General features: G+C 72.0%; 23 protein-coding genes. 16 read left to right on the top strand and 7 right to left on the bottom strand.

Features of this window, described 5'->3' with window-relative positions; genetic code table 11:
- Positions 1–183: 183 nt before the first annotated feature.
- Entirely contained in the window at positions 184–1,500 is a 1,317-nt protein-coding gene (locus ACYVMZ_RS34150; RefSeq protein ID WP_461086700.1) for a hypothetical protein, read from the top strand.
- A gap of 90 nt (positions 1,501–1,590) precedes the next feature.
- On the opposite strand, the gene ACYVMZ_RS34145 is transcribed toward ACYVMZ_RS34150, so the two are convergent.
- Complete coding sequence (locus ACYVMZ_RS34145) at positions 1,591–2,925, bottom strand: PH domain-containing protein (RefSeq protein ID WP_461086698.1); 1,335 nt, start codon at positions 2,923–2,925, stop codon at positions 1,591–1,593.
- Complete coding sequence (locus ACYVMZ_RS34140) at positions 2,922–3,485, bottom strand: PH domain-containing protein (RefSeq protein ID WP_461086696.1); 564 nt, start codon at positions 3,483–3,485, stop codon at positions 2,922–2,924. The genes ACYVMZ_RS34145 and ACYVMZ_RS34140 overlap by 4 nt, the downstream gene beginning before the upstream one ends.
- A 31-nt stretch (positions 3,486–3,516) precedes the next feature.
- On the opposite strand from ACYVMZ_RS34140, the gene ACYVMZ_RS34135 reads away from it, so the two are divergent.
- Complete coding sequence (locus ACYVMZ_RS34135; protein WP_461086694.1) at positions 3,517–4,668, top strand: NADH-quinone oxidoreductase subunit D; 1,152 nt, start codon at positions 3,517–3,519, stop codon at positions 4,666–4,668.
- On the opposite strand, the gene ACYVMZ_RS34130 is transcribed toward ACYVMZ_RS34135, so the two are convergent.
- Positions 4,633–5,646, bottom strand: coding sequence for an SAM-dependent methyltransferase (locus tag ACYVMZ_RS34130; protein ID WP_461086692.1), 1,014 nt, complete (start codon positions 5,644–5,646; stop codon positions 4,633–4,635). The genes ACYVMZ_RS34135 and ACYVMZ_RS34130 overlap by 36 nt on opposite strands.
- Positions 5,647–5,764: 118 nt before the next feature.
- Here ACYVMZ_RS34130 and ACYVMZ_RS34125 point away from each other — a divergent pair, with 118 nt between their 5' ends.
- Both ACYVMZ_RS34125 and ACYVMZ_RS34120 read left to right on the top strand, forming a co-directional pair.
- Positions 5,765–6,967 (top strand): sensor histidine kinase, encoded by a 1,203-nt coding sequence (locus tag ACYVMZ_RS34125; RefSeq protein ID WP_461086690.1) that lies wholly within the window; start codon positions 5,765–5,767, stop codon positions 6,965–6,967.
- A 111-nt stretch (positions 6,968–7,078) separates the two neighbouring features.
- On the top strand, positions 7,079–7,750 hold the full coding sequence (locus ACYVMZ_RS34120) for a response regulator transcription factor (RefSeq protein ID WP_461086688.1): 672 nt from the start codon (positions 7,079–7,081) through the stop codon (positions 7,748–7,750).
- Between the two features lie 44 nt (positions 7,751–7,794).
- Here the strand turns inward: ACYVMZ_RS34120 and ACYVMZ_RS34115 are convergent, their stop codons facing one another.
- Positions 7,795–8,901 carry a DUF5937 family protein gene (locus tag ACYVMZ_RS34115; protein ID WP_461086686.1) on the bottom strand — a complete coding sequence of 369 codons (1,107 nt, stop codon included), beginning with the start codon at positions 8,899–8,901 and terminating at the stop codon, positions 7,795–7,797.
- A 260-nt stretch (positions 8,902–9,161) separates the two neighbouring features.
- Entirely contained in the window at positions 9,162–10,397 is a 1,236-nt protein-coding gene (locus ACYVMZ_RS34110; RefSeq protein ID WP_461086684.1) for a threonine aldolase family protein, read from the bottom strand.
- Positions 10,398–10,630: 233 nt separating this feature from the next.
- On the opposite strand from ACYVMZ_RS34110, the gene ACYVMZ_RS34105 reads away from it, so the two are divergent.
- The 10 genes from ACYVMZ_RS34105 to ACYVMZ_RS34060 all read left to right on the top strand — a co-directional run bounded on the left by ACYVMZ_RS34105 (position 10,631) and on the right by ACYVMZ_RS34060 (position 19,224).
- Positions 10,631–11,572: a Rossmann-like and DUF2520 domain-containing protein gene (locus ACYVMZ_RS34105; RefSeq protein WP_461086682.1), complete on the top strand. Its 942-nt coding sequence runs from the start codon at positions 10,631–10,633 to the stop codon at positions 11,570–11,572.
- Positions 11,573–11,705: 133 nt separating this feature from the next.
- Positions 11,706–12,698 carry a pantoate--beta-alanine ligase gene (gene panC / locus ACYVMZ_RS34100; RefSeq protein WP_461086680.1) on the top strand — a complete coding sequence of 331 codons (993 nt, stop codon included), beginning with the start codon at positions 11,706–11,708 and terminating at the stop codon, positions 12,696–12,698.
- The gene (locus ACYVMZ_RS34095) at positions 12,695–14,410 is read left to right on the top strand and encodes an L-aspartate oxidase (protein ID WP_461086678.1); all 1,716 of its coding nucleotides are present in this window, start codon (positions 12,695–12,697) and stop codon (positions 14,408–14,410) included. Before panC ends, ACYVMZ_RS34095 begins: the two co-directional genes overlap by 4 nt.
- A gap of 5 nt (positions 14,411–14,415) precedes the next feature.
- Positions 14,416–15,387 carry a carboxylating nicotinate-nucleotide diphosphorylase gene (nadC, locus tag ACYVMZ_RS34090; RefSeq protein ID WP_461086676.1) on the top strand — a complete coding sequence of 324 codons (972 nt, stop codon included), beginning with the start codon at positions 14,416–14,418 and terminating at the stop codon, positions 15,385–15,387.
- Between the two features lie 17 nt (positions 15,388–15,404).
- Positions 15,405–16,202, top strand: coding sequence for a type III pantothenate kinase (locus tag ACYVMZ_RS34085; RefSeq protein WP_461086674.1), 798 nt, complete (start codon positions 15,405–15,407; stop codon positions 16,200–16,202).
- A 351-nt stretch (positions 16,203–16,553) separates the two neighbouring features.
- A complete protein-coding gene (locus tag ACYVMZ_RS34080) occupies positions 16,554–17,255 on the top strand; it encodes a hypothetical protein (protein WP_461086738.1) in 702 nt (233 codons plus the stop codon).
- Between the two features lie 53 nt (positions 17,256–17,308).
- Positions 17,309–17,494, top strand: coding sequence for a hypothetical protein (locus tag ACYVMZ_RS34075; RefSeq protein ID WP_461086672.1), 186 nt, complete (start codon positions 17,309–17,311; stop codon positions 17,492–17,494).
- Between the two features lie 170 nt (positions 17,495–17,664).
- Positions 17,665–18,108: a BlaI/MecI/CopY family transcriptional regulator gene (locus ACYVMZ_RS34070; RefSeq protein ID WP_461086670.1), complete on the top strand. Its 444-nt coding sequence runs from the start codon at positions 17,665–17,667 to the stop codon at positions 18,106–18,108.
- A gap of 9 nt (positions 18,109–18,117) precedes the next feature.
- The gene (locus ACYVMZ_RS34065; RefSeq protein WP_461086668.1) at positions 18,118–18,651 is read left to right on the top strand and encodes an amino-acid N-acetyltransferase; all 534 of its coding nucleotides are present in this window, start codon (positions 18,118–18,120) and stop codon (positions 18,649–18,651) included.
- Between the two features lie 237 nt (positions 18,652–18,888).
- Positions 18,889–19,224 (top strand): histone-like nucleoid-structuring protein Lsr2, encoded by a 336-nt coding sequence (locus tag ACYVMZ_RS34060; protein ID WP_461086666.1) that lies wholly within the window; start codon positions 18,889–18,891, stop codon positions 19,222–19,224.
- Positions 19,225–19,253: 29 nt separating this feature from the next.
- On the opposite strand, the gene ACYVMZ_RS34055 is transcribed toward ACYVMZ_RS34060, so the two are convergent.
- A complete protein-coding gene (locus tag ACYVMZ_RS34055) occupies positions 19,254–19,940 on the bottom strand; it encodes an SCO3374 family protein (protein WP_461086664.1) in 687 nt (228 codons plus the stop codon).
- Positions 19,941–20,371: 431 nt separating this feature from the next.
- On the opposite strand from ACYVMZ_RS34055, the gene ACYVMZ_RS34050 reads away from it, so the two are divergent.
- Positions 20,372–22,894, top strand: a complete 2,523-nt coding sequence (locus ACYVMZ_RS34050; protein WP_461086663.1) for an ATP-dependent Clp protease ATP-binding subunit — start codon at positions 20,372–20,374, stop codon at positions 22,892–22,894.
- Between the two features lie 80 nt (positions 22,895–22,974).
- On the opposite strand, the gene ACYVMZ_RS34045 is transcribed toward ACYVMZ_RS34050, so the two are convergent.
- The gene (locus tag ACYVMZ_RS34045; RefSeq protein WP_461086661.1) at positions 22,975–23,619 is read right to left on the bottom strand and encodes an HAD family acid phosphatase; all 645 of its coding nucleotides are present in this window, start codon (positions 23,617–23,619) and stop codon (positions 22,975–22,977) included.
- Between the two features lie 444 nt (positions 23,620–24,063).
- Between ACYVMZ_RS34045 and ACYVMZ_RS34040 the strand changes: the two genes are divergently transcribed.
- On the top strand, positions 24,064–24,789 hold the full coding sequence (locus tag ACYVMZ_RS34040; RefSeq protein ID WP_461086659.1) for a M23 family metallopeptidase: 726 nt from the start codon (positions 24,064–24,066) through the stop codon (positions 24,787–24,789).
- Positions 24,790–24,874: the final 85 nt, after the last annotated feature.

The raw sequence follows: 24,874 nt of genomic DNA, 5'->3' as shown, positions 1-24,874 counted from the left end.
CGGGATCCATTGGGATCCATTGGGATCCGATGGGATCCGATGGGATCCAATGCGCTGCAATGGGCTGCCACGGGCTCCATTCACGGTGCCGGGAGTTCCTGATGTCCTGTGAACCCTTCGGTGTGGCTTTGTTTTTACGGGGCGGGGCACCACGATTCGCCTACGCGCGGTAAGTTTCTGGCCATGCCACGTGGACGTCACCGCCATTCCCCGCCCCTGCACAGGCTGCTGCCCCCGTCGGCGATCGCAGGCGTCTCTCTCGTCTGCGCCCTGGGGCCATGGGTGTTCACGGAGCCGGCCGTGCTCCGCACGCTGGCCGCGGCCGGCGCGGCCACGGCGCTCGTCGGCGCGGCCGTCATGCGCCGCTGGGACATCCAGGCGGGCAAGCGCGTCGCCGACCTCACGCGCGCGCGTGCGAGCGACGAGTGGCGCTTCGAGGAGCGGGTCGCCGAACTGGAGGCCGACCTCGAGGAGTCGCGCGAGCTGCGCGGGAAGCTGGAGCAGCGGCTGCGGGCCAAGCGCGCCGAGCTGGCGGGGCTGCGCAACGAGCACGCGGCGCTGCTGCGGCGGTACGCCACGGCGGAGACCGAGCGCGCGAGCGTGCTGGAGGAACGCCGGGTGCTGGAGATCGAGGCCGCGACTCCGGCGCGTGCGCTGACGGCGGGCCCGGAGACGGCGGGCCCGGAGACGGCGGGTCCGGAAGCGGCCGCGGTGGACGCTGTCTCCGCGGCGGACGTGGCGCCCGCGTCGGACGCCGGGGCCGAGCCGGAGACCGCCGAGGAGAAGTCGGCGCATCCCGCGGTGTTCTCGCCGGAGGGCTCCCAGCTGTTCCTGCGGGCCAACGCGGCGCTGGCGCGGTTCGGCGGGGACGCCCCGGACGGCACCGTCCCGGACGGCGACGGCACGCCGAGGAGCGACGGCACGCCGAAGGGCGACGGCACGCCGAAGGGCGACGGCACGCCGAAGGGCGACGGCGCCCCGAAGGGCGACGAATCAGCGCCCGCGCAGGAGCAGAAGCGCGCGCAGGAGCAGGGCGAGCAGCACAGCGAGCAGGAGGACGAGGCGCAGGGGCAGCCCGAGGCGGTCGACGGGCACGAGCACGCGACCGCCGCCACCCCGACGACGGCGCAGCCCGACCAGCCCGCGCAGCCCGACCAGCCCGAGCACCCCGCCCAGCAGCCGGCCGGGCACTTCACCGTGCCGACCGCGGTGGCCGTCGTACCGCCGACCGCGCCCGTGCGGCCTCCGGTGGCCGAGGGCGGGTTCGACTTCTTCGGCACCAAGAAGGGGACGTCCCGGGCCGCCCTGGAGGCCGTCCAGAACGAGGACCTCGCCGATGTCGTCGGCCAGGAGGCGCTCGCCCTGCACAAGGCCGAGACCGAGGCCCGGTTCAAGCCGGCCGGCGAGGAGTCGCGTGCCGTGGGCCAGGTCATCGACCTGACGGCTCATGACGAGACGGAGCAGATCGACGTGCAGGGGTTGCGGAGCGCGGCTTCCTGAGGTCTGCCGGACGGTTGCCGGCGCCGCGGCTGCGGCTGCGGCTCGGGCTGCGGCCGGGGCGGGATGGGGTGGGGGCGCAGTTGGGCCCGCTCACGCCATCCATCGATCCGGCCGCGCGTCCCTGCGCCCCGTCCGGGACCTCTCCGCCTGCGCCCGCAGCAGCTCGGCGGCCTCGGAGGCGTCCCGCAGCCGTGCCGTCACCGTCTTGTTGGCCCCGGTGTCCACATGGACGTCGGCCACCCCACGGGCCCGCTCCCACGGCCCCTGCGTCAGCCGTACGCTCTGCACCTTGGCGTGCGGCACCAGTGCCAGGCTCCGCCGCAGCAGCCCGGACCGCGCCGCGAACACCGTGTCGGTGACGGCGAGTCCGTACCCGCGCCACCACACCGGCACGCACCACCGAGCCCGGCGCGGCGGCCGGGACAGCGCCGCGTGCGGCGGCACGGTCATCCCGGGCAGCACGCGCGCGATGACGGACTCCGCGATCTCGCGCGGGGCGACCGGCACCAGCATGGAGTTGGACGAACCCGCCACGTCCAGCTCCACCCGCACCCAGCCGCGCCGCCGCCACAACAGCGGCTCGACGATCCGCACGGTCTGCACCCGCCCCGGCGGCACCGTCTCGTGGGCGCGGTCGAGCAGCCCGTGGTCGACGCGCAGCCCGTCGGGGGACTCGCCGACCGTCCAGTCGTACTCGGTGACGAACCGCCCCACGCTGCTCGCCCCCGCCGCGCCGAGCAGCGGTACGGCGGCCGCCAGCACCGTCCACAGGCTGTCGCTGACCAGCCACACCACCGGCACGACGACCAGCGCGACGATCAGCCACCCCCAGGCCGCCCCGGTCAGCGCCAGCGACACGGCCAGCACGCCGGGCGGCACCCGCAGCAGCCGCGTCGACGGTGCCTCGCCGACCTCGTGCGCGGTCTCGGGCGCGAAACCGGCCGCCCGGGCGAGCAGTTCGGCCCGCAGGGTCCGTGCCTCGTCCGCGCCCAGGAAGGCGAGTTCGTCCTTCTTGTCGGTCCCTATGACGTCGAGTTTGAGCTTGGCGACGCCCGCGACCCGTGCGAGCAGCGGCTGGGTGACGTCGATGGCCTGGATGCGTTCCAGCCGGATGTGCGCGGTGCGGCGGAACACCAGGCCGGTGCGGATGCGCAGTTCGGTGTCGGTGACCGCGAAGTGCGTGAACCACCAGGAGCAGAAGCCGTACAGCGCGGCGGCCGGGAGCAGCACGGCCAGGGCGATCAGCAGGGTGCTCGTGGTCAGCCGGGTCAGGTGGCGCTGCGCCTGGTCGGGGTCGTGCACGGCCCAGCCGACGAACACGGCGACCGGCGCCCACGCCCGCCTGAACGGCGTGACGGGGTGCAGCCGCCGCTCGGCCACGGGCCGCGTCCCCCGTACGGCGTCGTCGACGCCCGGCGCCGTCACAGGCCCGCCGATCGTGCCTCGCCCAGCTCGGTGAGCCGGTCGCGCAGCCGTTCCGCCTCGGCCGGGTCGAGGCCGGGGATGGTCGCGTCGGTGGCCGCGGCGGCCGTGTGCAGCTGCACGCTGGCCAGCCCGAAGTACCGCTCGACGGGCCCGGAGGTGACCTCCACCAGCTGCATCCGCCCGTACGGCACGACGGTCTCCTGGCGCCACAGCACGCCCCGGCTGATCAGCAGGTCGTCGGCGCGTTCGGCGTACCGCCAGGACCGCCAGTTGCGGCCGAGCATCACCCAGCCCCATGCCGTCAGGGCGAGCGGCAGCAGCGCGAAGGCGGCCCACGCGGGCCCGGCGAACATGCCCGGCAGCACAGCGGTGGCCACGGTCACCAGCCCCAGCCACACCACCAGCAACAGCCGCCGCATCGTCAGCAGCCCCGGCGGCAGCCCGGTCCACACCGGCTCGTCCCCCGTGGCGGTCACCTCGGACGGGCCGGGTGTTCCCCCGGCCCCTGCCGCCCCCGCCGCATCCGCCGCTCCCGCGTCGTGCGGGCTCCCCGTCTCCATGAGGCCAGCGTACGTAGGAGAGACTGTGTGCATGACTCCTCAGACGGAGACCATGGTCGGTATCGGCGGCGCCGCGGAGAGCACCGACATGGTGCTCAACATCGGACCGCAGCACCCGTCGACGCACGGTGTGCTGCGGTTGCGGCTCGTCCTGGACGGCGAGCGCATCACGCACGCGGAGCCGGTGATCGGCTATATGCACCGGGGCGCGGAGAAGCTGTTCGAGGCGCGCGACTACCGCCAGATCATCGTGCTCGCCAACCGCCACGACTGGCTGTCGGCGTTCTCCAACGAGCTGGGCGTGGTCCTGGCGGTGGAGCGGATGCTCGGCATGGAGGTCCCCGAGCGCGCGGTGTGGACGCGCACGCTGCTCGCGGAGCTGAACCGGGTGCTCAACCACCTGATGTTCCTCGGCTCGTATCCGCTGGAGCTCGGCGGCATCACCCCGGTGTTCTACGCGTTCCGGGAGCGCGAGACCCTCCAGAACGTCATGGAGGAGGTCTCCGGCGGGCGCATGCACTACATGTTCAACCGCGTGGGCGGCCTCAAGGAGGACCTGCCGGCCGGATGGACCGCACGCGCGCGTGCCGCCGTAGCCGCCGTGCGCTCGCGCATGGACGTCTTCGACGACCTGGTCCTCGGCAACGAGATCTTCCGGGGGCGCACCCGGGGCGTGGGCGTGCTGGCGCCCGAGACGGTGCACGCCTACGGCGTGAGCGGCCCGATCGCGCGCGCCTCCGGTGTCGACTTCGACCTGCGCCGCGACGAGCCGTACCTGGCCTACGGCGAGCTCCAGGACGTCCTGACGGTGGTGACCCGCCAGGAGGGCGACTGCCTCGCCCGCTTCGAGTGCCTGCTCGCCCAGACCCACAACGCGCTGGACCTGGCCGACGCCTGCCTCGACCGGCTCGCCGAGCTGGCGCCGGGGCCGATCAACCAGCGGCTCCCCAAGGTCCTCAAGGCGCCCGAGGGGCACACGTACGCGTGGACCGAGAACCCGCTCGGCATCAACGGCTACTACCTGGTCAGCAAGGGCGAGAAGACCCCGTACCGGCTGAAGCTGCGCTCCGCCTCGTACAACAACATCCAGGCGCTGACCGAGCTGCTGCCGGGGACGCTGGTGGCGGACATGGTGGCGATTTTGGGGTCACTGTTCTTCGTGGTCGGGGACATCGACAAATAGCTCCGGGATCCCGACCGGCTGGAGCAGCCAGGTGAAGTCGCCGAGTCCGCCGGGCGCGGTGAGCTCGGCGGCCTCACCCGCGTGCGCGAGGGCCCGTACGTAGGCGGCGGGGTCGGTGGAGGCGAGCGCGAGCGGGGGGCGTGCGCCCGTGACGCCCAGGGCGTGCAGGGCGTCGCGCTGGCCGATGAGGCGCCCGCCGGGCAGCACGCTCGCGTCCAGCGCGACATGCGCCGTGAGGTCGCAGGATCCGTCCGGCACGGGCGCTGTCTCGCGGCCCTCCCGGAACCCGGTGAGCGTCCCGAACGGCGGGCGCGCCCGAGCCGTGTGCGCGTAGTCCACGGCCACGGCGAGCCCCCGCTCCACGCGGGCGACGGCGGACGCCCACGCGGCGTCCCGGGGCAGCCCGATCTCCGCCCGCAGGCCCTCCTCGGCCGGCAGCGGCCACCACCGCGCCAGCCACTCGGCCTCCGCCCCGCGGACCGGCTCCCCGAGCCGCTCCGTCCCGTCCGCGCGGACCAGCACCCGCCGCGCCACGCCCGCGCGGTCCACCTCCGCGACCTCCACGGGTACGTTGTCCAGCCACTCGTTGGCGAACAGCAGCCCGGCGACGCCCCGCGGGGGCTCGGCCCGCCACTCGATCCGGTGATCGAGGCCGTCGGGACGGTCGGCGAGATCGACGGCGTACGCGCGCGTGCGCGCGGCCACACCGGCGGGGAGCGCGGCGAGCACGCCGCTGGCCAGTTCGCCCCGCCCGGCCGCCATGTCGACGAAGTCGAGCGGCGCGGGCCGCCCCAGCGCCTCGTCCACCCGGCACAGCAGCCGCGCCACGGCCTCGGCGAACAGCGGCGAGGCGTGCACCGACGTACGGAAGTGCCCGGCCGGGCCCTCCGGTCTGCGGTAGAAGCCGCCCGGCCCGTACAGGGCCGTCTCCGTCGCCGCGCGCCACCCGCGCCACTCGTCCGTCGTCCCCGCTGTCACCGCCTCAGGTTACGCGCACACAACAACCAGAACTCCACCTTGCGGAGTACGCGCGCCCGATGCGGATCGGCCCTCCGGTTGACCTCTGCACACATCTCGCTTCCCTACGCTGGGTTATGTGCAGCGCCTCTATGACTTCCTCCGCAGGCACCCGACGTGGGTCGACGGCTTCTGGGCCCTCGTCCTGTTCGGGATCTCCGTGCTGGGCGGAGCGGCCCGGGAGGAGGCGGAGGGCGCCGACCTGCCGGTCGTCGTGGTCCCGATCACGCTGCTGCTGTGCCTGGTGGTCGCGCTGCGCCGCCGTATGCCGGAGAAGATGCTGATCCTGGCGGCCGCGCTCGGCGCGGCGCAGCTGATCACGGACGTCGGGATACTCCCCGCCGACTTCGCCCTGCTGGTGATCGTCTACACGGTCGCGGCGAACGGCGCCCGCTGGGCCTCCCGCTTCGCCCTGGCCGCCGGCCTGTGCGCGGCCCCCGCGGCGCAGCTGCGCTGGCCGAGCGAGCAGACGGGCGTCGCGGGCAACGTCGCCCTGATGGTCCTGCAGACCGTGCCCTTCGCCCTGGCCTGGGTGCTCGGCGACTCGATCCGCACCCGCCGCGCCTACTTCGCGCAGCTGGAGGAGCGCGCCGCCCGGCTGGAGAAGGAGCGCGAGGCGCAGGCCAAGGTCGCGGTCGCCGCCGAACGCGCCCGGATCGCGCGCGAGCTGCACGACGTCGTCGCGCACAACGTCTCGGTGATGGTGGTGCAGGCCGACGGCGCCGCCTACGTCCTCGATGCCGCGCCCGACCAGGCGAAGAAGGCCCTGGAGACCATCTCCTCGACCGGCCGCCAGGCCCTCGCCGAGATGCGCCGCCTGCTCGGCGTCCTGCGCACCGGAGAGCACCAGGAGGCCGGGGAGTACGTGCCCCAGCCCGACGTCCAGCAGATCGAGGAGCTCGTCGAGCAGTGCCGCGGCTCCGGGCTGCCCGTCGACTTCAAGGTCGAGGGCACCCCGCGCCCCCTGCCGAGCGGCGTCGAGCTCACCGCGTACCGCATCGTGCAGGAGGCGCTCACCAACACCCGCAAGCACGGCGGACCGAACGCCGGCGCGAGCGTGCGTCTGGTCTACTTCGACGACGGGCTCGGCCTGCTCGTCGAGGACGACGGCAAGGGCGCCCCGCACGAGCTGTACGAGGAAGGCGGCCTCGACGGGCAGGGCCACGGCCTGATCGGGATGCGTGAGCGGGTCGGTATGGTCGGCGGCACCCTGGACGCGGGACCGCGCCCGGGCGGAGGATTCCGCATCAGCGCCCTGCTCCCGCTCAAACCCGCGCAATGACGCCCCCGCACGTCCTTTGTTGACACCTGTAACAGACGGGTGACGTCCCGGCGTCCGCCACCCTGCCGAACACCTGCCGACCACTTGCCGACGGAAACGGAAGAAGACCCGATGACGATCCGCGTGATGCTCGTCGACGACCAGGTGCTGCTGCGCACCGGGTTCCGGATGGTGCTCGCCGCCCAGCCGGACATGGAGGTCGTGGCGGAGGCGGGCGACGGCGTGGAGGCGCTCGAGGTGCTGCGCTCGACCGCCGTCGACGTGGTGCTGATGGACGTGCGCATGCCGAAGCTGGACGGGGTGGAGGCGACCCGCCGCATCTGCGCGGACCCCGAGGCGCCGAAGGTGCTCATCCTGACCACCTTCGACCTCGACGAGTACGCCTTCTCCGCGCTGAAGGCGGGCGCCTCCGGCTTCATGCTCAAGGACGTGCCGCCCGGCGAACTCCTCGCCGCGATCCGCTCCGTGCACAGCGGCGACGCGGTGGTCGCGCCCTCCACCACCCGCCGGCTCCTGGACCGCTTCGCACCGATGCTGCCCAGCACCGGCAAGCAGCCCCAGCACAAGGAGCTGGAGCGGCTGACCGGCCGTGAACGGGAGGTCATGGTGCTGGTCGCGCAGGGCCTGTCCAACGGCGAGATCGCGGCCCGGCTCGTGCTGTCCGAGGCGACCGTCAAGACGCACGTGGGCCGCATCCTGACCAAGCTGGGCCTCAGGGACCGCGTGCAGGTGGTGGTCCTGGCGTACGAGACGGGGCTGGTGCGGGCCGGGGGACACGGCTGACCGGTGTCCTGGCCGCCCGGCTGAGCGGCTCCCGGACAGAACAGCTAGCGGAGGATGCCCTCCAGGAAGTCGCTGCCGAGCCGGGCCACCACCGTCACGTCCAGCTGGTGCTGCGCGTACCGGCCGCGGCGGCGCGTGGTGATCAGGCCCGCCTTCTTCAGCACGCTCAGGTGCCTGGATATCTCCGGGGCCGTCATGCCGTGGATCTGGGCCAGCTCGCTCGTGGTGTAGGCGCTGCGGGCCAGGTTGCGGCACATGCGCATACGGACGGGGTGGGACACCGCGGTCATCCTGAGGGCCAGCTGCTCGACCGTGGGCGGCGCGGCGAGCTCCGGGGAGCCGACCGGGTAGTGCAGCACCGGCTGCCAGCCGTACCGGTGCAACACCATCAGGTGCGGCCAGCCCAGACTCGTCGGCACGAGCAGCAGGCCACCGGCTCCCGTGGCCGTGCGCCCCTCGCCCAGCTTGTCGACCGTGATGCGGGCGGCCACCTCGTCGAGCGTCACCGCCGGTGACACCGCGGCCAGCGCCCCGGCCAGGCCCTTGTGCCGCAGCAGGTCCGTCTTGAGGCGGGTGTCCGCCACGAGCTGGTGACGCAGCCGGGACCACACCTCGGCGAAGAACGCCTCGTCGCAGTCCTGGAGGAACTGCCGCAGCCAGGCCCGGATACGCGGCGGATCGGCCAGCAGCCGCTCGGTGAAGCGCACCTGCTGCGGCCCGCGCGCGGCGGCCAGCTCCAGGGAGCGCCGGCGCTGTGCCTCGTCGGCGAGCGGGCCCGGGCCCGGTGCGCCGTAGGGGACGGCGCAGGTGAACTCCAGGGCCGCGTCCACGAACTGCTCGTCCGACAGCTTGTCCAGCAGGTCGAGCTCCTCGGCGAGCGTCGCGCCCGGCAGCGTGGCACCGCCCGGGATGCCCGCGCACGGCAGGAACAGGTCCGAGAACGTCGTCCGCCACAGGAAGTCGGCCTCGCACATCCGGTCGGCCAGGTGCGGGTCGAGCCGGGCCGTCACCCCCGTCACCCAGCCCTGCAGGCCCGGGTGGTGCCCCGGCTCGGACAGCGCGTGCAGCGCCATGCCGAGCTCGGCCAAGGGCGAGGGCACGACGGCGACGCCCTCCGGCCGCAGCCCCGCGATGTCGATGCTCACGCTCATGCCCGCATGGTGCATGCCGCCACTGACAACCCGGCCCCGATTGACGGCCGCCGTCAATCGACGGGACTACGACGGGCGGACGGTGCGCGAACTGCGCGAGCACCGGCGGTTCCGCGCCGTGCTCGCGGGCCGCCCGGCGCACGGGCGCGTACGGCGGATTCCGGGGCGTTGGCTGGGGATGAGGCCGCGGCCTACGGGCTGAGCGCTTCTGGGGGCTGGGGGCTGGGGGCTGGGGGCCGGGGCAGCGGCTGCCAGGAGTTCTACCGGCTGGCCCGACGGGTCAGCCGGGAAACGAACTCCCCGACCGCCGCCTTCACGTCCTCAGCCGTCCACTCCAGGCCCGCGGCCCGTACGTACACCTCCGTGCACGCCAGGCCCGGGCCCGTCCGGTCCCAAGCGTTGCCGAACAGGACCGTGCCCGTCTCCTCGGCCGTCCGGACCGCCGCCTCCGCGGCGACGTCGGCGTCGTACGGCAGCCAGACCTGGAAGTCGTGGGTGTGCGGCACCTCGGGGTGGACGCGCGCCCACGGCACCCCGGCCGCCGCGAACCCCTCGCGCAGCGCGGCCGCCACCACGTGCGCGTGCCGCACGTACTCCGGCAGCCGGGGCAGCTCCCGCTCCAGGCCGAGCAGCGCCGACAGGGCCGTCGGGAACTGCTGGAAGACCGTGCCCCCGTACCGGTGCCGCCAGGCCTTCGCCTCCTCCACCAGCGTCTTCGGCCCGGCGAGGGCCGCCCCGCCGAACCCGTCGACGGACTTGTAGAACGACACGTAGACGCTGTCCGCCAGGCCCGCGATCTCGTCCAGCGGGCGGCCGAAGTGGACGGTGGTCTCCCACAGGCGGGCCCCGTCGAAGTGCACCACCGCGTCGCGCTCCCGAGCGGCTTCCACCACCTCGGTGAGCTCCTCCCAGGACGGCAGTACGAAACCGGCGTCCCTGAGGGGCAGTTCCAGCATCAGCGCCCCGAAGGGCTCCTCGAAGTCGCGCACTTCGGCCGCGGTCGGCAGCCGCGGCTCACTCGTCACCCGCACCGGGCGCAGTCCGCTGACCTGGCTGAAGGCGTTGCGCTCGTGCAGCTCGGGGTGGGCGAGCGCGGTCAGGGCGACGGCCGGGCTGCCGGTGCGGCCCGCCCAGCAGCGCATGGCCACCTGCTGGGCCATCGTGCCCGTCGGGAAGAACGCGGCGGCCTCCGTGCCGAGCAGCCCGGTGACCTTTTCCTCCAGCGCCTCGACGACACCGTCGCCGTACATGTCCGACGGTTCGTCCAGGTCGTACACGCCCTCCGCCGCGTCCAGCAGCGCCAGACGCTCCCGGAGGGTGCCGAGGAAGCCGAGCCGGGCGAGCGCGCGCGGTGCGGCCCGGCAGACGGCGATACGCCGCGCACGGAGCCGGCTGCGCCGTTCCTCGTCGGACACCCGCTCGGTCTGCTCCTCGCCGGACACCCGCCCCGCCTGCCGCTCGTCCCGCCCCGCCGTATCACTCATGCCGGGGATCATCCCGCGCGCGGGTCCGCGCGGGCACCCGTATTTCCGCAACCACGCGCCTCATGGTTTGCGTACACGCGCGACCTACGTTCCCGTACACGCGCGACTCACGATTCCCGTACGCGCCGCGTTGCACGGAAACCCACAGCCTGTGGACAACCGAACGCCCCTCGAACCGATCGCGTTAACATGACGAGAAATCGTCCGGTACCCGGAGCGGACTGGAACGGGAAGGCCGCCGTCGCGTGAGTACAAGCCAACAGCCAGACCCCAAGGACCGCCCCGCGCGGCTCACCGTCGGCGTCGTCGGCGCCGGTCGCGTGGGACCCGCGCTGGCCGCGTCCCTCCAGCTCGCCGGGCACCGCCCGGTGGCCGTCTCCGGGGTCTCCGACGCCTCCAGACGGCGCGCCGCGCAGTTGCTCCCCGACGTCCCCCTGGTCACGCCCGCCGAGGTCCTGGCGCGCGCCGAGCTCGTGCTGCTGACCGTCCCGGACGACGCCCTGCCCGGGCTGGTCTCCGGGCTCGCCGAGACCGGGGCCGTACGGCCGGGCCAGCTGCTCGTGCACACCTCCGGACGGTACGGCGCGAAGGTGCTGGACCCCGCCCTGCGCGCCGGCGCGCTGCCGCTGGCCCTGCACCCCGCGATGACGTTCACCGGCACCCCCGTCGACGTGCAGCGGCTGGCCGGGTGCTCCTTCGGCGTCACCGCGCCCGAGGAGCTGCGGCTGGCCGCCGAGGCCCTGGTCATCGAGATGGGCGGCGAGCCCGAGTGGATCGCCGAGGAGAACCGCCCGCTCTACCACGCCGCCCTCGCCCTCGGCGCCAACCACCTGGTCACCCTCGTAGCCCAGTCCCTGGAGTTGCTGCGCACGGCCGGTGTCGAGGCCCCCGACCGGATGCTCGGCCCGCTGCTCGGCGCCGCCCTGGACAACGCCCTGCGCTCCGGCGACGCGGCCCTCACCGGCCCGGTCGCGCGCGGGGACGCCGGCACGGTCGCCGCGCACGTCGCCGAGCTGCGCAGGCACGCCCCGCAGACGGTCGCCGGCTACCTGGCGATGGCCCGCGCCACCGCCGACCGGGCGCTCGCCCACGGCTTGCTGAAGCCGGAGCTCGCCGAGGACCTGCTCGGGGTACTCGCCAACGGAATCGACGGCACCAGCGGCACCGAAGGGGAGGCGGCCGGATGAACGGCGCCGACAGGCGGGACCCCATGAGCGGCACGGCCCGCCAGGCTCGCCACGCCCCCCAGGCCCCCCATGCCCTCCAGGCCATCCCCTCGAGCCACCCGACGACGCGCGTGCCCCAGAACGGAGACGCCCGATGACCACCACCCTGCTGCGCACCGCCGGCGAACTGCACGCACGCGCGCGTGCGGGCCGCCGCGCCGTCGTCATGACCATGGGCGCCCTGCACGAGGGCCACGCCACACTGATCCGCACCGCCCGCCGGATCGCCGGCCCGGACGGCGAGGTCGTCGTCACGGTGTTCGTCAATCCGCTGCAGTTCGGCCAGGGCGAGGACCTCGACCGCTACCCGCGCACGCTGGACGCCGACGTCAAGCTCGCCGGACAGTCGGGCGCGGACGTCGTGTTCGCCCCGTCCGTGGAGGAGGTCTACCCGGGCGGCGAGCCCCAGGTCCGCATCAGCGCCGGCCCCATGGGCGAACGCCTGGAGGGCGCCTCGCGGCCGGGCCACTTCGACGGCATGCTCACCGTGGTCGCCAAGCTGCTGCACCTGACCCGCCCCGACGTCGCCCTGTACGGCCAGAAGGACGCCCAGCAGCTCGCCCTGATCCGCCGCATGGTGCGGGACCTGAACTTCGGCGTCGAGATCGTCGCCGTACCCACCGTCCGCGAGGAGGACGGCCTGGCCCTGTCCAGCCGTAACCGCTACCTCTCCCCCCGGGAGCGGCGCACCGCGCTCGCCCTGTCCGAGGCCCTGTTCGCGGGCCGCGACCGGCACGCCGCCCAGGAGGCGCTGCGCGCGCGGGCCCGTGAAGTGCCCGCCACGCACGCGCGTGCCGAGGCCCTCAGCGCCATAGGGGAGTCCCGTGCGGCGGCCGACGCGCACGCCGTCGCCACGGCCGCCCCGGGTTCCGCCGCGGCCGTCCGCGCGGCCGCCCGCCAGGTCCTCGACGACGCCGCCCGCCTCGACCCGCCGCTCGAACTCGACTACCTCGCCCTGGTCGACCCGTCCGACTTCACCGAGATCGGGGACGACTTCACCGGCGAGGCGATCCTCGCCGTCGCCGCCCGGGTCGGGACGACCCGGCTGATCGACAACATTCCCCTCACCTTCGGAGCCGCCTCGTGACCAGCACAGGCATACGACTGCACGCGCCCGCGCCCGGGTGGTCCATCTCCGCGGACGTGGTGGTCGTCGGCTCCGGTGTCGCCGGCCTCACCGCGGCCCTGCGCTGCGAGGCCGCCGGCCTGACCACCGTCGTCGTCACCAAGGCCCGTCTCGACGACGGCTCCACCCGCTGGGCCCAGGGCGGCATCGCCGCGGCCCTCGGCGAGGGCGACACCCCCGAGCAGCACCTCGACGACACCCTGGTCGCGGGCGCGGGCCTGTGCGACGCGGAAGCGGTCCGCATCCTCGTCACCGAGGGCCCCGACGCGGTACGGCGGCTGATCTCCACCGGCGCCCAGTTCGACACCGACGACGAGGGCGACATCGAACTCACCCGCGAGGGCGGCCACCACCGCCGCCGTATCGCCCACGCCGGCGGCGACGCGACCGGCGCGGAGATCTCCCGCGCCCTCGTCGGGGCGGTACGCGCGCGTGGCCTGCGCACGATCGAGAACGCCCTGGTCCTGGACCTCCTCACGGATGCCGACGGCCGCACCGCCGGCGTCACCCTGCACGTCATGGGCGAGGGCCAGCACGACGGCGTCGGCGCGGTCCACGCCCCCGCCGTGGTCCTCGCGACCGGCGGCATGGGCCAGGTCTACTCGGCGACCACCAACCCGTCGGTCTCCACCGGCGACGGAGTCGCCCTGGCGCTGCGCGCGGGCGCCGAGGTCAGCGACCTGGAGTTCGTCCAGTTCCACCCCACCGTGCTGTTCCTCGGCGCGGACGCGGAGGGCCAGCAGCCCCTGGTCTCCGAGGCGGTACGCGGCGAGGGCGCCCACCTGGTGGACGCCGACGGCGTGCGCTTCATGCAGGGGCAGCACGAACTCGCCGAACTCGCCCCCCGCGACATCGTCGCCAAGGGCATCATGCGCCGCATGCAGGAGCAGGACGCCGAGCACATGTTCCTCGACGCCCGCCACTTCGGCGCCGACATGTGGGAGCACCGCTTCCCGACGATCCTCGCCGCCTGCCGCGCCCACGGCATCGACCCGGTCACCGAGCCCATCCCGATCGCCCCGGCCGCCCACTACGCCTCCGGCGGCGTCCGCACCGACTCCCACGGCCGTACGACCGTCCCCGGCCTGTACGCGTGCGGCGAGGTCGCCTGCACGGGCGTGCACGGCGCCAACCGCCTGGCCTCCAATTCCCTGCTGGAGGGCCTGGTCTACGCCGAGCGCATCGCCGCGGACATCGCGGCGAGCAGGACCGGAACCGCCCTCCACGCGCCCGTGCCCCGGCCCCTGCCGTACCCGGAGACGCCCGAGCACCCCCTGCTCACGCCGGAGGCCCGTTTCACGATCCAGCGGATCATGACGCAGGGCGCCGGTGTCCTGCGCTCGGCCGAGTCCCTCGCCAAGGCCGCCGACCAGCTCCAGCAGCTGCACACCGACGCCCGCGACGCCCTCGCCGAGAACGGCAAGACGGCCGAGGCCGGTGTCGACACCTGGGAGGCCACCAACCTCCTGTGCGTGGCCCGCGTCCTGGTCGCCGCCGCCCAGCTGCGCGAGGAGACCCGGGGCTGCCACTGGCGCGAGGACCACCCCGAGCGCGACGACACGACATGGCGCCGCCACATCGTCGTACGCCTGAACCCGGACCGCACACTGGCCGTGCACACCACCGACACCCCAGATTTCCCCCCGATCCGGCAGCCCCAGCAGGAGCAGTGACACAAGTGACCACCCCCGACCTCCCCCTCGCCTCGTACGGAGGCTGCGGCGACGACTGCGCCTGCGGTGCCGACGAGACCTACCTGGAGTGCGGCCTCGACCCCGCGCTCGCCCAGCTCCTGGCCGACGCCGGTCTCGACCCCGTCGAGGTCGAGGACATCGCGAACGTCGCCATCCAGGAGGACCTGGCCCACGGCGTGGACGTGACGACGGTCGCCACCATCCCCGAGGACGCCGTCGCCACGGCCGACTTCACGGCACGCGAGGCGGGCGTGGTGGCGGGCCTCAGAGTCGCCGAAGCCGTCCTCTCCGTGGTCTGCGAGGACGAACTGACGGTCGAACGCCACGTCGAGGACGGCGACCGCGTCGAAGCGGGCCAGAAACTCCTCTCGGTCACCACCCGCACCCGCGACCTCCTCACCGCCGAACGCAGTGCCCTCAACATCCTCTGCCGCCTGTCGGGCATCGCGACGGCCACGCGCGCGTGGGCGGACGTACTGGAAGGCACCAAAGCCCGCGTCCGGGACACCCGCAAGACGACACCGGGCCTGCGCTCCCTCGAGAAGTTCGCGGTCCGCTGCGGCGGCGGCGTCAACCACCGCATGTCCCTCTCCGACGCGGCCCTGGTCAAGGACAACCACGTGGTCGCCGCGGGCGGCGTCGCCCAGGCCTTCGAGGCGGTGCGCGAACGCTTCCCCGACCTACCGATCGAGGTCGAGGTCGACACCCTGCACCAGCTGCGCGAGGTCGTGGACGCCGGAGCCGACCTGATCCTCCTGGACAACTTCACGCCCGGCGAGTGCGAGGAGGCGGTGGCCATCGTCGCCGGCCGCGCCCAGCTGGAGGCATCGGGCCGCCTCACCCTCGACAACGCCAAGGCGTACGCGGACACGGGCGTCGACTACCTGGCCGTAGGAGCCCTCACCCACTCCTCGCCGATCCTGGACATCGGCCTGGACCTGCGACCGGCGGAATAGGGGAGCGGGTACGGGCCATGCTGCTGACCATCGACGTAGGCAACACACACACCGTCCTCGGCCTCTTCGACGGCGACGACATCGTCGAACACTGGCGCATCTCCACGGACGCGCGCCGCACGGCCGACGAGCTCGCGGTCCTCCTCCAGGGCCTGATGGGCATGCACCCCCTGCTCGGCGACGAGCTGGGCGACGGCATCGACGGCATCGCCATCTGCGCGACCGTCCCGTCGGTCCTGCACGAACTCCGCGAGGTGACCCGCCGCTACTACGGCGACGTCCCCGCGGTCCTCGTCGAACCCGGCGTCAAGACGGGCGTCCCCATCCTCACCGACAACCCCAAGGAGGTGGGCGCCGACCGCATCATCAACGCCGTCGCCGCCGTCGACCTCTACGGGGGCCCGGCGATCGTCGTCGACTTCGGCACGGCGACGACGTTCGACGCGGTGTCCGCCCGTGGGGAGTACGTCGGTGGCGTGATCGCCCCCGGCATCGAGATCTCGGTCGAGGCACTCGGCGTCAAGGGCGCCCAGCTCCGCAAGATCGAGGTGGCCCGTCCCCGCAGCGTCATCGGCAAGAACACGGTCGAGGCCATGCAGGCCGGCATCGTCTACGGCTTCGCCGGCCAGGTCGACGGGGTCGTCAACCGCATGGCCCGCGAACTGGCGTCCGACCCGGACGACGTCACGGTCATCGCGACGGGCGGGCTCGCACCGATGGTCCTCGGTGAGTCCTCGGTCATCGACGAACACGAGCCGTGGCTGACACTGATCGGCCTGCGCCTGGTGTACGAGCGCAACGTGTCACGCATGTGAGCGGGCCAGGGCGCCGGTGCTGCGGCGGGGTGGGTCGTGCAACCCACCCCGGCGGCACGACTGCCGCAGCCGAGCGGCTGCGCGCAGCAAGGTGGCCGCACCCGCAGTCGCCCACGGTGACCCCACAACGCACCCGTAGGCGCTGCACCGACGGCACAGGAGTCACCACCCCACCCGCACAGGAGCCCCACCCCACCCGCACAGGCCGCCGCAGGCACCCCCGGCCAAACCGCCGGAGGCACCCCGCCCACCCGAGTGGCACCCCCACGCCACACCCACCCCCTATGCGGAATTTGTCTGATTAGCGCGTATCGTCGCCGCATGCCCACGCCATACGGATCCCGCGGCGGCATGGCGTTCGGCGCGGAGGAGCTGCGTGTGCTCCGCCGCGCTCTCGCCCTCGCCCTCCACCCCGCCCCCGCCTCGGCCGACGACGTCCAGGACTGCCTCCGCCTCGCCCAGTCCCTCGACGAGGCGATGCGCGAGGGCGCCCGCCTGCGTGCCTTCCTCGTGGCCGACCTCGGCCGGTACCGCGCCGCCCTCCCCGGCACCGCCGCCGGCTACCTCGCGCTCCTGGAAGAGGCACTGGGCGCCGGCTACCGCCCGAACCCCGACGACCTCGCCGCCCTGCGGGCCCTGCGCGGCAACCCCGCCGCGGCCACCCTCCTGAACCGCTGCCAGGTCCTCGCCGAGCAGGACGTGAGCGCCCGTCTCACCGGCCGCAGCGCCCGTACGACGACCCCCTCACCCCTCGCGACCGTCCCCGCCTCCCGCACCCGCCTCCTGGCCCTCCCGGGGGGCCTGTCCGGCGCCCTGCGCGACTCGGCCCCCACCGACGGCCCCGCCCAGGAGCCCCAGAAGAAGCCCGCGGAGAAACCGGCCCCCAAGCCCGCCCCCACCGCCCCCAAACCCGCACCCGCACCCTCCCCCTCCCCGGCCCCCACCCCCGGCACCCCGAAGCCCACCCGCCCGATCCCCACCCCGGGCGAGGTCTTCCCCCGCCGCAAACCGACCCCACCCCCCACAAACCCCCAGCAGCTCGCCGCGGGCTGACGCGCCCACCCCGCCCTGTCCGCCCGCCACCACCGCCTGGCTACCCTGGACCCATGGACTACGTCTCCGCGCTCCTGCCCCCGGCCGTCATGGCCGTCTTCTTCGTCGGCGTCATCCGCGTGATCGTGAAGACCCAGGGCGGCGCCAACAAGGCCAAGGAGGACGCGGCCGTCGACGCCGCCATCGCGCGTGTGGAGAGCACCCGCCAGGCCTCCCCCCGAACGAACACCGACGCCTGAGCCCACCCGCTCACGCAGCCGGCATGCCGCCGGCGCCGGCGTACGACTCCGCGCACCCACCCCGCGCTTTCGAGTCGTACGCCCTTTTTGTTCCCATTTGCCACTGAAGCGCACGTCCGCCACGCCATTGCCGAGATCTCCCACTATTGTTCTGAGGTGTGCCTCGCCCATTGGGAGAACTCGAAGACGCGGTGATGACGCGGGTGTGGAAGTGGAACCGCCCGGTGACCGTTCGAGAAGTCCTGGAAGATCTTCAGAAGGAGCGGTCCATCGCGTACACCACGGTGATGACCGTTTTGGACAATCTCCATCAGAAGGGCTGGGTGCGCCGCGAGGCGGAAGGCCGGGCCTATCGATATGAGGCGGTCTCCACACGGGCCGCCTACGCCGCCGCCCTGATGAACGACGCCTGGTCCCAGAGCGACAACCCCGCCGCCGCTCTCGTCGCCTTCTTCGGCATGATGAGCGAGGAACAGCGACACGCTCTGCGCGATGCCGTACGCATCGTCCAAGGCCCGGAAACCACAGAACCCGCCGAACGCCCGGAACCCGCTGACCCCGAGGATCCCGCCAAGGAGAACCCCGGCTCGGCACAGGACGGTGGTGGGCGATAGCGTCCGCTCATGTCCGCGAAGAGCCCCGAAGCCACCGCAAAAGCCATCACCGTCCGACGGGCCCGCACCAGCGATGTCCCGGCCGTGCGCCGTCTCCTCGACGCGTACGTCCGGGACGGCATCCTGCTCGACAAAGCAACGGTCACGCTTTACGAGGACATCCAGGAGTTCTGGGTCGCGGAACGGGACGACAACGCCGAGGTCGTCGGCTGCGGCGCCCTGCACGTGATGTGGGAAGACCTCGCGGAAGTCCGCACGCTCGCGGTGAAGCCGGGCCTGAAGGGCGCCGGGGTCGGCCATCAGTTGCTGGAGAAGTTGCTGCAGACCGCCCGCTGGCTCGGCGTTCGCCGGGTTTTCTGTCTGACCTTCGAAGTGGAGTTCTTCGGCAAGCACGGCTTCGTGGAGATCGGCGAGACGCCGGTCGACACCGATGTCTACGCGGAGCTGCTGCGTTCCTATGACGAGGGCGTCGCGGAGTTCCTCGGTCTCGAACGAGTGAAACCGAACACCTTGGGCAACAGCCGGATGCTTCTGCATCTGTGATCCACAAGGTTAGCCAAGCCAGGGTTAGCCACGGATCCGGTGCCCTATGTCCGAAACGCGCACGTTTCCGGGCCGGGGGCGGGCTGCCGGTCTCTGCCGAGGGTTTGTGTTTTTCCCGCAAAAGCGGTTTGCTTTCCGACGTACTGCAGTACTGCATATAACAGGGGACGGCGATACGGCGATACGGCGGACGCCGGCACACCCCCGGCCCTCAAGTTATCGATGAAAGGAAATCCGGTGGCACAGAAGGTTCAGGTCCTTCTTGTCGATGACCTCGACGGCGGCGAGGCGGACGAGACCGTGACGTTCGCGTTGGACGGCAAGACGTACGAGATCGATCTCACCACCGCCAACGCGGACAAGCTCCGCAGCCTTCTCGAGCCTTACGTGAAGAGTGGTCGTCGTACCGGAGGCCGTGCTTCGAGCGGGCGCGGAAAGTCGCGTTCCTCTTCCAGCGGCAGCCAGGACACCGCGGCCATCCGCGCCTGGGCGAAGGAGAACGGCTACGAGGTCAACGACCGCGGGCGTGTTCCCGCGTCCATCCGCGAGGCTTACGAGAAGGCAAACGGCTGATCATCGGCCTTAAGGACACAAGGACACCCTTAAGGACACCGCGCGCGCGAGGCCTGCGAGCAGGCCGGCGGCTGGGTGCACGCGCGCCGCAGCCGGACCCGGTGGCACTGCGTCGCCACCGTGTCCACCAGCCGAACGAGATCGGGGGCGCCCTCACCGCCGCCCCCCATGGCCGACAGTGTCGGCAGCGAGGCCTCGACCTCGCGTCCCGGCTCCGGGGGCCGCAGCCACAGGGCGGTCCCCCGGGAACCGCGGCGGTCCAGGGGAAGCGGCCGCGGCGCGGTCGGGCCGGGCCTGGGGGGTGGGGGCGCGTCCATGACGCCGCCCGCGCCGACCGCCACGAGATCGAGCGCCAGCGCCCCCCACTCCAGCCAGTCCAGCAGCCCGGGCAGTTCCTCCGCGCTGCCCGCGGCCACCAGCAGCCGCATCCGGTCGCCCTGCGCGGCCACCGGCGAGCCCGGACCCAGGCGGCGGAGGGTCGCGTATCCCGCTGCGGCCGGCACGTCCAGGACGTCGAAACGCAGCCCCACGACGAGGCGCACCGGCACCCCGGGCACCGTGGGCCAGCCCAGTTCGTCCTCGTACCACCGCCGGACCCGTTCGGTCCGCTCACCCGAGCGATCGCCCCGGCGGCTGCCGGCGTCGAGCGGCCGGCGGGGGACCGGGACCGCACCGACGGCACCGGCCGCGCTCATCGGGGGAAGGGCGCCAACCATGCCAAGTGCAACCGCCGGAAGAGCATGCGAGTTACGCTGGGTGCTCTTTCGAATGCGCGGAGTGCTGAAAAAGGGGGCGTGCGGGGGGTGCGGGGTGGCGCAAGGTTGTTCGCCCGTAGCGGAGCCGACGGGGGCGCTCGGCATGGACTGTCGGTCCCTACGGGTAAGACATCCCTAGTGGGAGGGGGCGACACGCAGGAGAGGCCGTCTCACGTTCGCCATCGGCGTACTGGCGGAAGGGGTATCTGCCTGGCCTGCGGGAACATCGTCTCGCACCATCGGGTTGGAGCAGATGTCGGCGTTCGGGGTCAGGAGGCCAAGGACGGTGTCGGCAGTTGGAATGAGCGGTCCCCGCTCGCGGGACTAAGCTGCGGAAGGACAGGGAGGGGAAGTTCCCCCCACTGCCTGACCGCTCTGAGGAGCGATTAACGATGTTCGAGAGGTTCACCGACCGCGCGCGGCGGGTTGTCGTCCTGGCTCAGGAAGAAGCCCGGATGCTCAACCACAACTACATCGGCACCGAGCACATCCTCCTGGGCCTGATCCACGAGGGTGAGGGTGTCGCCGCCAAGGCCCTTGAGAGCCTCGGGATTTCGCTCGAGGCGGTCCGCCAGCAGGTGGAGGAGATCATCGGCCAGGGGCAGCAGGCGCCGTCCGGCCACATTCCCTTCACCCCCCGTGCCAAGAAGGTCCTGGAGCTGTCCCTGCGCGAGGCGCTGCAGCTCGGCCACAACTACATCGGCACGGAGCACATCCTGCTCGGCCTGATCCGCGAGGGCGAGGGCGTCGCCGCCCAGGTCCTGGTCAAGCTGGGCGCAGATCTCAACCGGGTGCGGCAGCAGGTCATCCAGCTGCTCTCCGGTTACCAGGGCAAGGAGACCGCCGCCGCCGGCGGGCCTGCCGAGGGCACGCCCTCGACGTCCCTGGTCCTCGACCAGTTCGGCCGGAACCTCACCCAGGCCGCTCGTGAGTCCAAGCTCGACCCGGTCATCGGGCGCGAGAAGGAGATCGAGCGGGTCATGCAGGTGCTGTCCCGCCGTACGAAGAACAACCCGGTCCTGATCGGTGAGCCCGGCGTCGGCAAGACCGCCGTCGTGGAGGGTCTCGCTCAGGCCATCGTCAAGGGCGAGGTGCCCGAGACCCTCAAGGACAAGCACCTCTACACCCTGGACCTCGGCGCGCTGGTCGCCGGCTCCCGCTACCGCGGTGACTTCGAGGAGCGCCTGAAGAAGGTGCTCAAGGAGATCCGCACCCGCGGCGACATCATCCTGTTCATCGACGAGCTGCACACGCTGGTCGGTGCGGGTGCCGCCGAGGGCGCCATCGACGCGGCCTCCATCCTGAAGCCGATGCTGGCCCGCGGTGAGCTGCAGACCATCGGTGCGACCACGCTGGACGAGTACCGCAAGCACCTGGAGAAGGACGCGGCCCTGGAGCGCCGCTTCCAGCCCATCCAGGTCGCCGAGCCGTCCCTGCCGCACACGATCGAGATCCTCAAGGGCCTGCGCGACCGCTACGAGGCGCACCACCGCGTCTCCATCACGGACGAGGCCTTGGTCCAGGCCGCCACGCTGGCCGACCGGTACATCTCGGACCGCTTCCTGCCGGACAAGGCGATCGACCTGATCGACGAGGCCGGGTCGAGGATGCGCATCCGCCGGATGACCGCTCCGCCGGACCTGCGCGAGTTCGACGAGAAGATCGCCGGTGTCCGCCGGGACAAGGAGTCCGCGATCGACTCGCAGGACTTCGAGAAGGCCGCCTCCCTGCGCGACAAGGAGAAGCAGCTCCTGGCCGCCAAGGCCAAGCGGGAGAAGGAGTGGAAGGCCGGCGACATGGACGTCGTCGCCGAGGTCGACGGCGAGCTGATCGCCGAGGTCCTCGCCACGGCCACCGGCATCCCGGTCTTCAAGCTGACCGAGGAGGAGTCCAGCCGCCTGCTCCGCATGGAGGACGAGCTCCACAAGCGGGTCATCGGCCAGAACGACGCTGTCAAGGCGCTGTCGAAGGCGATCCGCCGTACGCGCGCCGGTCTGAAGGACCCGAAGCGTCCGGGTGGCTCGTTCATCTTCGCCGGCCCGTCCGGTGTCGGTAAGACCGAGCTGTCCAAGGCGCTGGCCGAGTTCCTGTTCGGTGACGAGGACGCGCTGATCTCCCTCGACATGTCGGAGTTCAGCGAGAAGCACACGGTGTCGCGTCTCTTCGGTTCGCCCCCCGGCTACGTGGGCTACGAAGAGGGCGGCCAGCTGACGGAGAAGGTGCGGCGCAAGCCGTTCTCGGTGGTCCTGTTCGACGAGGTCGAGAAGGCCCACCCGGACATCTTCAACTCGCTGCTGCAGATCCTGGAGGACGGTCGCCTGACCGACTCCCAGGGCCGGGTCGTGGACTTCAAGAACACGGTCATCATCATGACGACCAACCTCGGCACCCGGGACATCTCCAAGGGCTTCAACCTCGGCTTCGCCGCCGCGGGTGACACGAAGACCAACTACGAGCGCATGAAGAACAAGGTGTCGGACGAGCTCAAGCAGCACTTCCGCCCCGAGTTCCTCAACCGCGTCGACGACGTGGTCGTCTTCCCGCAGCTGACCCAGGGCGACATCCTGCGGATCGTCGACCTGATGATCAGCAAGGTGGACGAGCGCCTGAAGGACCGGGACATGGGCATCGAGCTCTCCCAGTCCGCCAAGGAGCTGCTCGCGAAGAAGGGCTACGACCCCGTGCTCGGTGCGCGCCCGCTGCGCCGCACCATCCAGCGCGAGATCGAGGACTCCCTCTCCGAGAAGATCCTCTTCGGCGAGCTGCGCCCCGGCCACATCGTGGTCGTGGACACCGAGGGCGAGGGCGAGGCCAAGACCTTCACCTTCCGGGGTGAGGAGAAGGCGGCCCTGCCGGACGTCCCGCCGATCGAGCAGGCCGCCGGTGGCGGACCGAACCTGAGCAAGGACGCGTAAGCGTCACGGCGGACCTCACGGCCCAGTGAAAGGGGCCGGTGCCCGAAGGCACCGGCCCCTTTCGCGTGCCGTCGGGGGCGTTACGACAGCTGACCGTCGTAGTCCGGCAGCTTGAACGTCTTCTCGGCGTGGCCGCCCGACAGGTCGGTGGCGCTGTTGCCGATGTTCGCGATGATCGTGTAGCCCTTCGACTCGATGTCGACGCGCTGGGCGGTCTTGTACTCGGCGACGTTCTTGAACAGGTCGAGGAAGCCGCGGACGTAAAGTCCGGAGACCTTGTAGCCGGTGTACTTGAGGTTGTAGTCGGTCGCCGAGTAGATGATGCCCGGGCGGGCGGTCACGAAGAACAGCGCGACGCCCCGGTCCTGGGCGTACTTGGCGACTTCCAGGACCGGCTTGTTGGCGGGCTGGGGGTAGCTGAAGCCGAAGTCGGTCTCCAGCGTGGTGTTGTCGATGTCGAAGACGATCGCCTGCTTCTCGCCGGGCTTGGTGGCGGCGATCCGCTGCTTGAGGTACGGCAGCGCCTGGTCCATCACCGCCTGGCAGTCCTTCTGCCAGGTGGCGTAGTCGACGTCTGCGGCTGCGGCCGTGCTCGCGGTGGTGGTGGCCGTCGTGGCGCTGCTCGTGGGCGTCGCGGCGTCGGCCGGGGCGGCCATCGCGGCCAAGGCCGCCGCCGAGACGGCGGTCACTGATGCACGGCGCAACCAGGGGCGTCGGCTGGTCATGTTGTGGGGGTCCCTTCACGTCCGTAACGCTGCCAACGTGTCGTGTGCATGTTCGTGGGCGCGGGTGGCGCGAGGGGAACCGTAGGGTTACCGAACGGTAGGTGCATAGAGGCGTGCGCCACATTTCCAGAACGGCCGATCGGGCCGCCCGGTGACATGCCGCACAGGCGATTTGTCCGGTACTAGGCGGAATAGTGGAAAACCGCATTGGACAAAAGGGACTTTTCGTCCGCAGGTGAGGGTGGAGTGGGCCTTACTGTGCGGTTTTTATCCCGAATGAGGGTTACGTCAAGAGACGTAGGCCACTGAGGGAAGTTACTAACTTCCGTCGTAGATCACCGTTTTGGGCATTTGTGGGGCCTCGGGTTACCAAGGGACAGCCCATTCGGCAGCGCCTCGGCGCGCCGGGTGGTTTTCTCTGTCCCCCTCCCCATGAGGTTTTCGATGTCCCAGCGCGTCACGCCCCGTTCTTCCCGTACGTCCCGGCTTCGCACCCGCGCGTCCGTCCTGGCCGCAGGCCTTGGAGTCTCGGTCGTGTTGGGGGCCGGGGTCGCGGCCGCCGCCGACACCACGGCCGCGTCCGGCGTCGCCGGTGCCGTCCAGGCGCAGGCCGCCGCTCAGGCCAAGGCCGCCGAGGCCGCTCAGGCCAAGGCCGCCGAGGTCGCGAAGGCCAAGAAGGCCGCGGAGGCCGCCCAGGCCAAGAAGGCCGCCGCCGTGAAGAAGGCGGCCGCCGTCAAGAAGAAGGCCACGCCCTCCTGGGTGGACCCGGTGAAGACCTACAAGCTCTCCGCGAGCTTCGCCCAGGCCGGCGGCATGTGGCAGTCCACCCACAGCGGTCAGGACTTCGCCGTGCCCAGCGGCACCCCGGTCTACGCCGTGCACGGCGGCACCGTCGTCAAGGCAGGCGGCAACGGCGCCGGCGACGGCCCCGCGTACGGCAACGCCGTCGTCATCAAGCACGGCAACGGCACGTACTCCCAGTACGCCCACCTGTCGCGGGTCAACGTGAAGATCGGTCAGGTCGTCAAGACCGGGCAGAAGATCGCCTTGTCCGGCAACACGGGCAACTCCAGCGGCCCGCACCTGCACTTCGAGATCCGTACGACCCCGAACTACGGCACGGCCGTCGACCCGGTCAAGTTCCTGCGCTCCAAGGGCGTGACCCTCTAAGAGCCCCTGGCGCCTTCGTGTGTACCAGGCCGAGCGACTGCTGACCGAACGCAGCGAGGAGCTGGACTTCTCCAGGCCGTTCGGC

This window comes from Streptomyces deserti (genome assembly GCF_054782695.1).
The sequence above is the reverse complement of the archived record's forward strand: the minus strand, read 5'-3'. Positions and strand labels throughout refer to the sequence as shown.